This is a genomic window from Terrirubrum flagellatum, from assembly GCF_022059845.1.
Taxonomy (GTDB): Bacteria; Pseudomonadota; Alphaproteobacteria; order Rhizobiales; family Beijerinckiaceae; genus Terrirubrum; species Terrirubrum flagellatum.
Map to the genome: position 1 here is coordinate 136,377 of NZ_CP091852.1, position 12,533 is coordinate 148,909.

Consider the following 12,533-nt stretch of genomic DNA (forward strand, 5'->3'; position numbering starts at 1 on the left):
TACGGAACCGTGCGTCGTTTTTCTCTGCGGCTGGACCGCCACGGCTGAGACCGGGCGATGAGCGTGGCGGAGGCTCTCGAAGGTCTTGCCTCTTCGCCGAGCGCGGCGGCGCCCACGCGCGACGCCAACGCGTCGTCGGGCGGAGTTGATCCGCATCGTGAAGCGATCAGCATCGCCGACCGCCTGGATCGGCTTCCCATCGCCTGGCTTCACATCGCGATTATCGCGATCTCGACGCTCGGCCTGTTCACGGACATCGCCGAGGTCGCGTTGAGCAATGCGCTGGCCGCGGTCTTTCTTGCGCCGCCGCACCTCGTTCCGCAGCAGGAGCTCTCTTTGCTGCTCGCCGCGGTCTTCGCCGGCGGCGCAATTGGCGCGCCGGCGCTCGGCTGGCTGGGCGATCGCTTCGGGCGGCGCCTTGCGCTGCAGGCCGCGCTGGCGGTGATGTGCGTAAGTTCGATCGCCGCCGCCACCAGCCCTGATGTGCGCTGGATGACGTTCTTTCGCGTTATTTCGGGTCTGGCGATTGGCGGTTATCCGCCGCTGACGGCGACTTATCTCGCCGACATCTTGCCGCCAAGGCAACGCGGCGGCCTGATGGCGCTCTGCGCCGCCCTTGCGTTCCTCGGCGCGCCGGCGATCCTCTTTCTGATCCGCGGACTGACGCCGGCGCCGCCGCTTGATGTGGAGCCCTGGCGATGGGCGCTGCTGCTCGGCGGATTCGTTGCGGCGATTGCAGCATTTCTGCTTGCGAGCGCGCCGGAGTCGCCGCGCTGGCTCGCTGCGACAGGCCGGCGCGAGGCTGCGGAAGCGGCGTGCTGGCGCTTCGAGCGCGCAGCGGGGCGCGACGCGCCTCCATCGTTCGCCACGACGATGGCCGAGGCTGGACAACGTCATAACGGCTTCCGGGCGCTGGCGGCGTCTCCGCTGCATCTCAGGCGCGCCATGGTTCTGGCGGCGCTCTATCTGCTCGGCCCTTGGACGATGATCGGTTTTCCACTCCTGAGCGCGGCGGCGATGGTTCAGAAGGGCTTCGCTGTCGGCGACTCCCTGCTTTTCGCCGCAGTCGCGATGCTGGGCCCGACCGTCGGCACGCTCGCCACAGCGACATTCATCGACCGGGTCGAGCGGCGATACGTTCTCCTCGGCTGTATCTGCGTGATGGCGGCCGCCGGCTTTCTTTTCGCAGCCGGGGCGACGCTTGAGCTTTTGATGGTTGCAGGGGTCGCTTTCAACTTCGCCAGCGCCGTCTATGGCGCGACGCTCGCCATCTATGCCGCCGAAATCTTTCCGACTGAGCAGCGCGCCTCGGTCACCGCCGGGGCCTGGGGACTCACGCGCATTGTGTCGGCGATCGTGCCGATCGCCCTCCTGCCGATCCTCACCCATGATGGGGCTTGGGCGATGTTTGCGATCATGGCCGCGTCGCTTCTGGCGATCTCTGCGCTTATTATCCGGGCGGCCCCTCCCGGCCGCTCCCGCAAATCGGTTCTCTAAGGTCCGGATGCTGATCCCGGAGCCGCATGTCGGCTCCGCCAAAACGCAAAGAGGAAAACGATGGTTCTGCCGCAGCTCTACACCGACATCACGCCGCTCAATCGCGAGCAGCACCAGAAGCTGAAGGCGCCGGCCGGCGTCGCCCGCTTCGGCTTCGCCGGCGGAACCCATCTTCTCGCTTGCGTGATCGATGAGTTCGGCGTCGGCTCACTTGAAATGCCGATCCTGTTCGCGCCGGCGAACGACACGGCGACCGCTGTCTTCCTTGTAGGCTGCGAAGCTGGCAAAAGCGTCTTCGTGAAGCCGGACGGCTCCTGGGCGGGCCGCTATGTCCCCGCCTATATCAGGCGCATGCCCTTCATTGTCGGCGACATCGACGACAAGCAGTCGGTGATCTGCGCCGACATTAATCAGCTCAGCGCGGCGGATGGCGAGCCCCTGTTCAACGACAAGGGCGAGAACACGCCGTTCTTCAACGCGACGATCGACTTCGTCAATCAATACGCCGCATCAGGCCGCGCGACCGAAGCGTTCGCGAAGAAACTCATGGAGCTGAAATTGCTTTCTCCGGTGACGATCGATTTCCAGAACGTGCATGGCAAGGCGGTCGCGATCCATGGGCTGATGGCCGTCGACGAAGGACGTCTCGCCAGTCTCACCGACGAGCAGTTCCTCGAATTGCGGCGCGCGGGCTATCTTCCGCTCATCTATGCCCATCGCAACAGCCTGAACCTCATCCCGACGTTCACATCGCGCATGGGTGTGGAGAAACAGGCGGCCTGAGCGCAGGCGATGGACGTGGCGCGCCGCCGATCATTGGCTGCGTCGCAAGGCGCGCGCAGAGCTCAAGCGTTCTCGCCGTGGATCGCGCTGATCACCGCGTCGGTCACTTTGCGCGTATTGGCGGCGCCGCCGAGATCGGGCGTGTGAAGCGCGGGGTCGGCGGTGACGCGCTCGATCGCCTTCATCAGACGCGCAGCGGCGGGCTTCTCGCCGAGATGCTCAAGCATCATGACGGCTGACCAGAAGGTCCCGACGGGATTTGCGACGCCCTTGCCCATGATGTCGAAGGCAGAACCGTGGATCGGTTCAAACATCGATGGAAACTTGCGCTCGGGATTGAGATTGGCGGTGGGCGCAATGCCGAGGGAGCCGGCAAGCGCCGCCGCCAGATCCGACAGGATGTCGGCGTGCAGGTTGGTCGCGACGATCGTGTCGAGGGTCTGCGGCTTCAGCGTCATGCGCATGGTCATCGCATCGACCAGCATCTTGTCCCATGTCACATCGGGGAATTCTTTCGCCACCTCGTTGGCGACCTCGTCCCACATCACCATGGCGTAGCGTTGCGCATTCGACTTGGTGACGACCGTCAGCAGCTTTCGCGGCCGGCTCTGCGCCAGCCTGAATGCGAAACGCATGATGCGGGTGACGCCGGCGCGCGTCATCAGGGACACGTCCGTCGCGGCTTCCTCCGGCAGGCCCTGATGCACGCGGCCGCCGACGCCGGCATATTCGCCCTCGGAATTCTCACGCACGATCACCCAGTCGAGCTCGGGGCCTGAGACGTTGCGCAGGGGCGAAACGACGCCGGGGAGAATGCGCGTCGGGCGGACATTGGCGTACTGATCGAAAGGCTGGCAGATCGCGAGCCTCAGGCCCCAGAGCGTGATGTGGTCGGGAATCTCAGGATGGCCCGCGGAGCCGAACAGGATCGCATCATGATGTCTGATCTGCTCCCGGCCGTTCTCCGGCATCATCCGGCCGTGCTTCTTGTAATATTCGCCGCCCCAATCGAAATGATCGAAATGGAACGCGAACGTTCCATCGCGTTTGGCCAGCGCGCTTAGCACTTCGACGCCAGCCTCGATGACTTCCGTCCCGATCCCGTCGCCGGGGATCGCTGCGATCTTGTAGGTCTTCATGATGACTCTCGTGAACAGTGCGAGCACGCAGCTTTGATTCTCGCCTCCTACAATCCGGTCGCGGGAGGCTCAACACTCATTGGTTTATACAAAAAATTGATATAATGTGGCGGTGGGCATGAGGGTTGCGGTGGAGCTTCATCAACTGCGGTGTTTTCTTGCCGCGGCCGAGGAACTGCATTTCGGGCGCGCGGCGCAGCGGCTTGATATGCTGCCGTCGGCGCTTGGCCGTCACATCAGGCTGCTTGAAGAGGATCTTGGCGCAAAGCTTTTCGCCAGGACGACCCGCGCGGTGTCGCTTACCGAAGCCGGGGCCACCTTGCGTCGAGCCGCGCGCGATCTTCTGGCGAGGGCCGAGTCGATTGAGAATGCTTTCCGCAACGAACGACATGCGATCAGGACTCGTCGTTTCAGGATCGGCGCGATCGACAGCGCCGCGGCGGGGTTGATGCCTCAGCTCCTTAAGGACATTCGCAAGAAGCATCCTGCGATCAGCGTTCAGTTGCTTGAGGACAAGACAGTTCGCCTTCTCCCGAAAATTCTATCGGGCGCGCTTGATCTCGCATTTGTGCGGCCGCCTAGTCGCCCCGACAAACGGATCGAATTCCAGTCTCTGCTCGAGGAGACCGCTGTCGTCGCCTTTCCCGAGACTCATCGGCTCGCAAGCTGCAAGTCGGTCTCTCTCACCGAGATCGCCTCCCAACCGCTCATCATTCCCGATCGTCGCTCCCGCCCCCACAGTCACGATCTCACCGTCAAGCTTTTCGATCAGGCGGGTCTCGTTCCCCGCATCGCCGAGGTCGCTGATGAAAAGCAGACGATCGTCAATCTTGTCGCGGCGCGGCTTGGCGTAGCGATCGTTCCGCGCTGGACGTCGCGGATGGCGATTCCAGGCGTTCGCTACGTTCCATTGAAGGTCGGCGAGAAAGGTCCTGCGGGGCGTCTGCCGCTGGCGGCGGCATGGCTGCGCAGCTCGCGCGATCCGACCAGGGAGACGATCCTTGCGGTCGTCTTGTCGCGGCTAAAAGCTTACGCGAAAGGCGCCTGAGGTCGCTTTGCGACGTGGCGCGAAAGCCGCGCCGTCGGACTTTTCCGCGTTCGTCGCCGCTGATTTCATCGCGAGATATCCTCTTATGTTTTTGCTGCGACTGTCAGATTCCGCACCGCGACCGTGTCGTCGCCCGCGAGCACGTCGATCAGTCCGAGGCGGAGCGCGGCGGTGATCGACTGCGTGAGATCAAGGCCATAATTGGCGCGGAATGCGATGCGATCCGGGCGCGGAATCGTGACCCGCGTTGCAATGCCGGCGTCATGAAGGGCGCGTGCGTCGTCTGGATGGAACATGTCCCATTCGATCGCGACAGATGTCGCGCCGACGTTATGCGCAATCGCCACGGGATCGACGTGCCGCGCATGGGTGATGATTTCGGTTCTGAGGCCGGGGATTCGCTCGCGAGCTCTCACGAGCGAAGGATGATCGAACGAGATCACGAGCACGTCGTCGACGGCGTTCTGCGCCTTAAGAACTGCGCCCAGCCTCTCGATCATCACGTCAGGCCGTTGCCGTTCCTTGATTTCGACCAGCAGCGCGAGGCCATGAGCCTTCGCCGTTTCCAACGCCTCGCCCAGAGTGGGCGGCCGCACGCCTGCAAAGCGCGGGTCGAACCAGGAGCCGGCGTCGAGCGCCTTGATATCGGCGAGATTGTATGAGCTGACGCGGCCCTTGCCATTTGTGGTGCGATCGAGAATCTCGTCATGCAGAAGCACGATTTCATCGTCGGCGGTCAGGACGATATCGATCTCGCATACCGTCGCGCCAAGCCGCGCGGCCTCAGTGAGCGCCGGCAAGGTATTTTCTGGCGCGCCAATGCTGTGCCCGCGATGCGCGCAGATATGAACGAAGCCTGCTTCACTGGCCAATGGGCGATAAGGCATCCGTCATCTCACATTGGCGACAGCCAGTTCCTCGATGATCGGGAACAGGATGTCGGGATCGTTGCTGGTGATCTGTCCGCATCCGGCCTCGATGAGCCGCCGCAGATCGTCGCGCAGGTGAGGGCGGTTCGCGTCGATCGTCCAGGCGTCGACCATGGCGCCATTCCGCGTGACCATCTCGACGAGATTTACCTCCTTCGCGAGCCCGGCGAGAACGAGTTTCGCCTCGAGATAGAAGATGCTCGCGTCCGGCGCGGTCGTGAACGTGAATTCGCCGAGGCTGCGAAACGCCGATTCGCTGAGGTCGCAATGGCGGGGATAGTGAAGCAGCGGGTCGAACCCCTTGTGCAGACCGGGAACCGCGGCGGCCAGCTCTTCGATGATGCTCCAGTCGCCTCCGCCTGCGATGAAGGCGGGAGCCGTCGCGCCCAATGTGGCGCTGAATCGATTGAGCGCATCCCCAGTGATATCAGACCAGGGCGATTTGATATCGAGCTGGACGATAGCGGGGGCACGCGCGCCAAGTGCCTCGACCGTGGCGGCGATCTCGTCGAGGAACAAGGGCGCATAAGGAAGCGGCGCTCCGTCCAAACCGCGCATCCGCAATCGTTCGATCTGCGCGCGCGTCGCCTCGCTGACAGGGCCGGTTCCGGTCGTTTCGCGGTCGAGCATGAGATCGTGCAGACACACCGCATGTCCGTCGGCCGTCATCACAAGGTCCACTTCGCAAGCCGCGCCCTCCTGCAAGGCGGCCTTCAGATTATCGCGCAGGAACGGCGGATCGCCGCTTCGGCGGCGAAGCATGTGCCATTTGAGCCGGGGAACGCCTGATTTCACTGAACGGCGCCTTCGAGGCGACACCCGTCGAGACGTCGGCCGCTCTTCGCGTCGAACAGCAGACCATCGCCAAGCGCAAATGAAATGGTTTCGCCGACGCGAAAGCGCGCGACCGCGCCGGGCTCAAGCGCGCGCAGCGCGCCAAGCGGCGTGGCGAGATGATAGAAGGTTTCGCGCCCGTGCGGCTCCAGATCTTCGATTTTGCCCTGCAGCGGCCCCGCGCCCAGCGTCACAGTTTCCGGCCTGACGCCAAGCACGACGGCGCCGGCCGCATTTCCGGAGAGCGCAAGATTCGCTTGTCCAACGGTAAGTTTTCCCGCGCCCGCGTTGCCATTGAGGAGATTGATCGGCGGCGAACCAACGAAGCTCGCGACGAAAAGACTCGCGGGCCGGTGATAGAGGTCATCAGCGGTTCCGATCTGCTCGATGCGGCCCTTGCTCATGCAGATGATGCGGTCCGCCATCGTCGTCGCCTCGACCTGATCATGCGTCACCAGAAGGGTCGTCACCTTGAGAGACCGCTGCAGATTGCGGATTTCGCTCCTCATCGTCAGCCGCAGCGAGGCGTCGAGATTCGATAAGGGCTCGTCGAGCAACAGAAGCTTGGGCTCCTTCACCAGCGCGCGAGCGAGCGCGACGCGCTGCTGCTGTCCGCCCGAGAGCTGACCCGGACGACGGTCGAGCAGCTCGCCCACCTGCACGAGTCGCGCCGCCGCATCCGCCCTGCGCGCCGCGTCCTCTTTCGACACCTTCTTGAATCGAAGCGGGAAGAGAATGTTGTCGCGCACCGTCATGTGCGGATAGAGCGCATAGGATTGAAAGACGATGCCGACATTCCGGTCACGCGCCTCGACTTCGTTGACAGCCGCGCCGTCGAACAGGATTTCGCCTTCGCTCGGCGTATAGATGCCCGCGAGCATGAACAGCGTGGTGGATTTTCCGCAACCGGAAGGGCCGAGGATTGCGACGAACTCGCCGTCTTCGATCGCGACATCGGTGGGCTCGACGGCTGTGACGTCGCCCCATCGTTTCGCAACCTGCCTGAGCTCAATCCTGGACATTCACATCCCTTGCCGTTCGCCTCAGCCCTTGATTCCGCCAACCGACATCTGTGTCAGATATTTCTGGCAGGTGGTGTAAAGAATAATGGAGGGCAGCACATAGAGAACGCCGATCGCCGAGACCATGGCGTAGTCGGTTCCCATCACGTCCTCCGACATCCAGAAGAGATAGAGACTCATCGTCCAGTTCGACTTCTGGAACAGCAGGGTGCGCACAAAGACATATTCTTCCCAGCCGCGAAGAAATGCGAACACGCCGACCGCCAGCATGCCGGCTTTCACCTGCGGCAGAACGACCATGTAGAAAGCCTGCCGTCGCGAGGCGCCGTCGGTCATGGCGCTCATCTCGATGTCCCAGGGAACCGCGTCGAAGAATCCCTTCATCACGAAGATCGCGAAAGGCAGTTCAAGCGCGACGACGACGAGGATGACGCCCGTCAACGTATCGAGAAGGCCGACCCAATACATCAGCAGGAAGATCGGAATGATCAGGGTCATGGCCGGGAAGGCGTGCAGGACAAGAAGTCCCTTGAGCGCGCTTGCTCGTCCCGGGAAATCGAAGCGCGAGAGGTAGTAGCCGCAGAGCGTGCTGACGCTGACGACGAGCGCCATCTGCATGAAGGCCAGCAACAGCGAATTGCCGAAAGCGGTCCAGACGCTGGGATAAGTAGAGCCGACGCCGCCGGCGCCCTTCAGCGTGTCGGCGATATTGGCGTTCCAGAGAAACCGCCAGTTCTGGATGTGAAGATAGGGGCCGGTGACGAACGCCAGCGCTGCAATGGTGACGGCGCCAAGAACCAGTTCGCACCAGCGCAGCCGTCGCGAATCTTCAACGCCGACGCGCAGAACCGACCAGACGAGCAGCGCCGGCATGAGAATGGCGAGCGTTCGCCAGAGCACCACTGTGGTCGCGCCCGTCCGGCCGGAGATCGAGACCGTGAACAGCCAGAGATAGGGGACCACAATCGGAAGCGACCCCAGCACGAGCACGGAATAGAGCAGCGTCGTCGTGGCGCGACGGCGGATGCGCGCCTTTTTCGCCAGCCGGTCCCAATCGGCTGCGGCCGCTGCGGTCGCAGAAGGGAGGGTGAGGGCCGCGTCCATCATTGCGACTCGATCCGCGGGCGCTGCAGCAGCGCGCGCATGTCGAAAAAGCGCCAGAGGACGAGCGCCAGCGCCGCGCCGACGATTACCAGACCGAGAGCGAGCGCGGCGCCATAGGCGTATTGCCCGTTCTCGAATGCGCGGCGATAGACATAAAGCGCATAAACCGTCGTATCGAAGAACGGCCCGCCATTGGTGATGAGCCAGATATATTCAAAACTGACGAGCAGCGAGAGCGCCTGATAGATCGTGACAAAGCTGAGCTGCCAGCGGATGGCGGGCAGGGTGATGTGGCGCACGATTGCGAGCTCCCCGGCGCCGTCGACGCGGGCCGCGTGAAAGAGATGCTGCGGGATCGAGCGGATCGCGCTTGTGAAGATGATCATCCCGAATGAGGCGCCAATGAAGCCGTTGGCGAGCACGACGACGAGCATCGGCGCGTCGCTCTTGGCGTCCACAAGAGAAAAGCCGAGCGCGCCGAGAGCCTGATTCAAGAGCCCGTAGTCGGTCGGCGCCACCACCCAGGTCCAGAGCAGCGCATACACCACGGACGGGCTCATGCGCGGAAGAATCCAGACAGCCCGAAAAAAGGCGCCCGCACGATCCGGCAATGCCGTCGTCAACAGCGCCAGCAGCAATCCGTAAGTGACGTTGAAAATCGCCAGCGTGCACAGGACATAGACGAGCGTCGTCACCATCACGCCGGTCAGGCGGCTGTCGCCGCCCAGCACGCGCCGGACATTCTCGGTTGTGAAGCCGGTGACCTGGAGGTTGCGGCCCATGTCGGTGAAGGCGATGCCAACGTCGACAATCACGGGCACGACGAAGAACAGCATCAAAAGCACGACTGCGGGGCCGAGGAACAGCGCGCGGTCGAGCCAGGTCCGGCTGCGGATGCGAGAAGCCGACATCAGGGGTCGACGGTCGTTCGAGAGGTGAGATTGCGATGAAAGATTACGACTCCCGTCAGCCATGGCGACGGGAGTCGATTGGTCTCAGTTCAACTTCTCGACAACTTTCACGCTGCCCTTCAATTCGCTGGTCATCTCGTCCTCGAGGAATTCAATGGCTTTCGCGGGCGTCAGGCGGCCGGTTTCGACGCCCTGCAGAGCCTTGAACAGAACGCCGTTATAGCGGCCGAAGTCAGGATGATTGGGAATGAAGGTGGAGCGCGCCAGCATCGGCGTCGCTGCATCGAGATACCATGCGTTGGCGTAGTCCGGCATGGAACGCTGACCATTGAGAACGGCCGTGTGCGCGGTCGTCGCAGCGTGCTTGGTGTTGTAGTAGGGCAGCGTCGCATAGGCGACGAGCATCGCGGCGAGTTCCGCATTCTTTGACTTGGGATTCACGACATAGACGATGGGATGCGAGAGATTCGCAGGCTGGCCGCCCTTGGCGCCGGCAGGCGCGTGAATCCAGCCGATTTTCTTGAAGTAAAAGGTTTTGTCGTTCGGCCAGTTCGCGCCCTTCGCATCGCCGAGCATCCATTCATTCACCGCCCAGACGCCCTGGTGATAGATGAAGGCTTTCTCGGTCTTGAAGGCTCCCTGGATCTCGTCCCACGACATCGACGTGTTGTTCTTCGGCGTCACGCCGTTCGCGGCGTTCCACGCGAACCATTCAAGCCCCTTGCGCAATTCGGCCTTCGGCAGAAGCAACTGTCCGGACGCCTCGTCCACGAACTTCGCGCCGAAGGCGGCGAAGGTCATGAGGTAGTCCGGTCCGGCGTTCGGACGATGCACGATGCCCATCTGCGCGGCGCCCTTGTCGACAACCTCCTTCGTCAGCTTGGAGAGATCGTCCATTGTGAATTCGCCCTTTTCGACCATGGCGGGCAAACCTTCGATGAACGCTTCGTCCTTGCCGATCTTCCGCAGCATGTCCTTGTTGTAGAAGAACATGCGGATCTCGGAGTCCTGCGGAACCGCGTAGATCTTGCCCTTGTATTTGGTCGACTCCCACAGCACCGGGATCACGTCAGCGAACGCCCACGCGTTCTTCTTGACGAAGGCGTCGAGGTCCATGGCGTAACCGGACTTCGCGAATTCGCCGACCCACTCATGCGCGGCGACATAGACGTCCGGCCCCTGATTGACGGCGAAGGCCTTGAGGATGTCGAGCGCGTCGGCGTCGAAACCGGAAGCCGGCCCTTCAAACACCTCGACCTTGACCGTCTTGTCCGAGCCCGCCGCTTTCAGCGCGGCGTTGAGGGGTTCTGCGGCCGCAACAATATTCCCGGCGCGGAGCGGGCCGGAGCGATCGGCGCGCGCCCAGAGCTTGACGACGACTTCCTCGGCGCGGCTCGCCGCGGTGGAGCCCAGAAGCGTCGCGCCGGCGAACAGCGCAGCCGCCATGACTGACAGATATTTCATGATTCTTCCCCCTGCGCGGATTGTGAAAAAGCCGGAAGAGCTTGCCCGCCGCTGACACATCTCCTCGACCGCGCATTGCAAACAAGGCGCGATCATCGTGCGTCTGGCCTGAGCTTCCCCCCGCCGCCTGCGCCTGTCAAACCAACGACCCGCCCCGAATGGGATTTCAGGGCGACGGCCCGCGCCGGTCGACGCGCCGTAAGGCGGCGGCGTTGATGGCTGCGCGAAATGACATTGGGATGACGGCGCAGTGGACAATGCGCGGCTGACTTCGCCGCCAGGACCGATCGAATTTTCCGGTCGATGCCCACGCTCGAGCGCTCCTGCTCATCACCGCGATGCGCGGAAGCCGGGCCTTGACTTGGTCCAATCGGTCAACAGGCGTGCGAAAATTTGTACGCCCTTTTCGATTTCCTCGATCGACAGCGCGGCATATCCGAGCAGAACGCCAAGATGCGTCGGTTTGTCCGATGCGGCGTCGTAGAGAGGAGAGGCCGGATAGAGGCCGAGCCCCGCTGTTCGCGTTGTTTGCAGGAATTCCGCTTCGGCCTCAGCCGGCACATCCGGCAGCCAAGCGATCAGATGCAGGCCGGCCTCCGAACCGGTCACGATCGCTCGATCTCCCAGCAATCGTCGAAGCGAGTCGACCAACGCCGTGCGACGATCCCGATTGCGTCGTCTCGCGGCGCGGACGTGCCGTTCGTAAGCTCCGCTTGCGAGGAAATCAGCCAGCGCTTCCTGCTCAAAGGTTGGAGCGTGTCGATCGGCAAGGCGCTTCGCTTCGGTGAAGGGCGCACGCAGACCTTTCGGCGCGATGAGGTAGCCAAGCCTCAGCGTTGGCGAAAGCGTCTTGGAAATCGTGCCGATATAGATGACGCGATCCGGACCCATGGTCTGAAGCGGCGGAACCGGCGCAACATCGTAGCGATATTCGCCATCATAATCATCCTCGACAATGTAGGCGCCGACGCGCTGCGCCCATGCCAGCAGCGCCGATCTGCGCGCCGCCGACATCATGTGCCCGAGCGGGAACTGGTGCGATGGCGTGACATAGGCGAGCCGCGCGTCGGGAAGATCGTCGGACCGGATTCCTTCGCGATCGACGGGAATGGGGACGAGCGCCGCTCCGCTTGCGGCGAAGCTCGCCCGGGCGAGGTTGTAGGCGGGATTTTCGATCACGCATCGATCGCCAGCGTCGAGAAGCAGTCGGGCGCAAAGATCGATGCCTTGCTGCGAACCGTTGACGATGATGATCTGATCCGCGTCGCAGTGGATTCCTCTTGCTCGCCAGACATAACCTTGAAGCGCGACGCGAAGGGCCGGCGATCCCTGCGGGTCGTCATAGCGAAGACGCGGGGGTCGGCGCGTCACGGCGCGACCGAGAGAGCGACGCCATGCGAGCGTCGGGAAATCGACGCCGGCGAGTTCGCCATATCGAAAATCGAACGTGACCGGCGCGAGTGGCGCTCCCGATCTGGCGAGTTGGAGAACTCTGCGGCCAAACATCGACAGATTGACCGGACTGGCGATCTCCCTCTCGATCGAATTCGCGGTCGATCTCACGCCTGCCGCGACGGTCGCGCGCGCGCCCTGCCGGGCTTCCAGATATCCTTCCGCGATGAGCTGTTCGTAGGCTGCGGTGATGGTCGTGCGCGAGACGCCCCACTCCACGGCAAGCGCCCTTGTCGACGGAAGGCGATCGCCGGGCTGGCGCGCGCCGTCTTGAATCTGCGCCTTGATCGCCTCGACGATCTTTCGCCCGACCCGCCGGGGCTCCAACTGGTACACTCGAATTGCTCGGA

The 12,533-nt window shown here is 63.0% G+C and carries 11 protein-coding genes; 3 read left to right on the plus strand and 8 right to left on the minus strand.

Annotated features, from left to right (window positions below; translation table 11 throughout):
* Nucleotides 1-57: 57 nt before the first annotated feature.
* Together L8F45_RS27150 and L8F45_RS27155 are read left to right on the plus strand one after the other, a co-directional pair.
* Nucleotides 58-1,497 (plus strand): MFS transporter, encoded by a 1,440-nt coding sequence (locus tag L8F45_RS27150; RefSeq protein WP_342363881.1) that lies wholly within the window; start codon nucleotides 58-60, stop codon nucleotides 1,495-1,497.
* Between the two features lie 60 nt (nucleotides 1,498-1,557).
* Nucleotides 1,558-2,280, plus strand: a complete 723-nt coding sequence (locus L8F45_RS27155) for a SapC family protein (protein WP_342363882.1) — start codon at nucleotides 1,558-1,560, stop codon at nucleotides 2,278-2,280.
* Nucleotides 2,281-2,342: 62 nt separating this feature from the next.
* On the opposite strand, the gene L8F45_RS27160 is transcribed toward L8F45_RS27155, so the two are convergent.
* Nucleotides 2,343-3,419 (minus strand): tartrate dehydrogenase, encoded by a 1,077-nt coding sequence (locus tag L8F45_RS27160; RefSeq protein ID WP_342363883.1) that lies wholly within the window; start codon nucleotides 3,417-3,419, stop codon nucleotides 2,343-2,345.
* Between the two features lie 130 nt (nucleotides 3,420-3,549).
* On the opposite strand from L8F45_RS27160, the gene L8F45_RS27165 reads away from it, so the two are divergent.
* A complete protein-coding gene (locus L8F45_RS27165) occupies nucleotides 3,550-4,467 on the plus strand; it encodes a LysR family transcriptional regulator (RefSeq protein WP_342363884.1) in 918 nt (305 codons plus the stop codon).
* A gap of 83 nt (nucleotides 4,468-4,550) precedes the next feature.
* Here L8F45_RS27165 and L8F45_RS27170 read toward each other — a convergent pair whose 3' ends face one another.
* From L8F45_RS27170 to pdxR, 7 genes are all read right to left on the minus strand, one after another.
* A complete protein-coding gene (locus L8F45_RS27170; protein WP_342363885.1) occupies nucleotides 4,551-5,354 on the minus strand; it encodes a glycerophosphodiester phosphodiesterase in 804 nt (267 codons plus the stop codon).
* 3 nt (nucleotides 5,355-5,357) lie between these two features.
* Entirely contained in the window at nucleotides 5,358-6,158 is an 801-nt protein-coding gene (locus L8F45_RS27175; protein ID WP_342363886.1) for a glycerophosphodiester phosphodiesterase, read from the minus strand.
* A 29-nt stretch (nucleotides 6,159-6,187) separates the two neighbouring features.
* Entirely contained in the window at nucleotides 6,188-7,252 is a 1,065-nt protein-coding gene (locus tag L8F45_RS27180; protein WP_342363887.1) for an ABC transporter ATP-binding protein, read from the minus strand.
* A gap of 21 nt (nucleotides 7,253-7,273) precedes the next feature.
* Nucleotides 7,274-8,359: a carbohydrate ABC transporter permease gene (locus L8F45_RS27185; RefSeq protein WP_342363888.1), complete on the minus strand. Its 1,086-nt coding sequence runs from the start codon at nucleotides 8,357-8,359 to the stop codon at nucleotides 7,274-7,276.
* Nucleotides 8,356-9,267 (minus strand): carbohydrate ABC transporter permease, encoded by a 912-nt coding sequence (locus L8F45_RS27190; RefSeq protein WP_342363889.1) that lies wholly within the window; start codon nucleotides 9,265-9,267, stop codon nucleotides 8,356-8,358. Before L8F45_RS27190 ends, L8F45_RS27185 begins: the two co-directional genes overlap by 4 nt.
* An 84-nt stretch (nucleotides 9,268-9,351) precedes the next feature.
* Nucleotides 9,352-10,731, minus strand: coding sequence for an ABC transporter substrate-binding protein (locus tag L8F45_RS27195; RefSeq protein WP_425330057.1), 1,380 nt, complete (start codon nucleotides 10,729-10,731; stop codon nucleotides 9,352-9,354).
* A gap of 330 nt (nucleotides 10,732-11,061) precedes the next feature.
* Nucleotides 11,062-12,519 carry a MocR-like pyridoxine biosynthesis transcription factor PdxR gene (pdxR, locus tag L8F45_RS27200; RefSeq protein ID WP_342363890.1) on the minus strand — a complete coding sequence of 486 codons (1,458 nt, stop codon included), beginning with the start codon at nucleotides 12,517-12,519 and terminating at the stop codon, nucleotides 11,062-11,064.
* Nucleotides 12,520-12,533: the final 14 nt, after the last annotated feature.

Bases quoted from the DNA above. Each gene is read 5' to 3' on its own strand.
- L8F45_RS27195 (WP_425330057.1), bottom strand. From the start codon at position 10,731: ATGAAATATCTGTCAGTCATGGCGGCTGCGCTGTTCGCCGGCGCGACG.
- L8F45_RS27155 (WP_342363882.1), top strand. From the start codon at position 1,558: ATGGTTCTGCCGCAGCTCTACACCGACATCACGCCGCTCAATCGCGAG.
- L8F45_RS27170 (WP_342363885.1), bottom strand. From the start codon at position 5,354: ATGCCTTATCGCCCATTGGCCAGTGAAGCAGGCTTCGTTCATATCTGC.
- L8F45_RS27160 (WP_342363883.1), bottom strand. From the start codon at position 3,419: ATGAAGACCTACAAGATCGCAGCGATCCCCGGCGACGGGATCGGGACG.
- L8F45_RS27190 (WP_342363889.1), bottom strand. From the start codon at position 9,267: ATGTCGGCTTCTCGCATCCGCAGCCGGACCTGGCTCGACCGCGCGCTG.
- L8F45_RS27175 (WP_342363886.1), bottom strand. From the start codon at position 6,158: ATGCTTCGCCGCCGAAGCGGCGATCCGCCGTTCCTGCGCGATAATCTG.
- L8F45_RS27150 (WP_342363881.1), top strand. From the start codon at position 58: ATGAGCGTGGCGGAGGCTCTCGAAGGTCTTGCCTCTTCGCCGAGCGCG.
- L8F45_RS27180 (WP_342363887.1), bottom strand. From the start codon at position 7,252: ATGTCCAGGATTGAGCTCAGGCAGGTTGCGAAACGATGGGGCGACGTC.
- L8F45_RS27185 (WP_342363888.1), bottom strand. From the start codon at position 8,359: ATGATGGACGCGGCCCTCACCCTCCCTTCTGCGACCGCAGCGGCCGCA.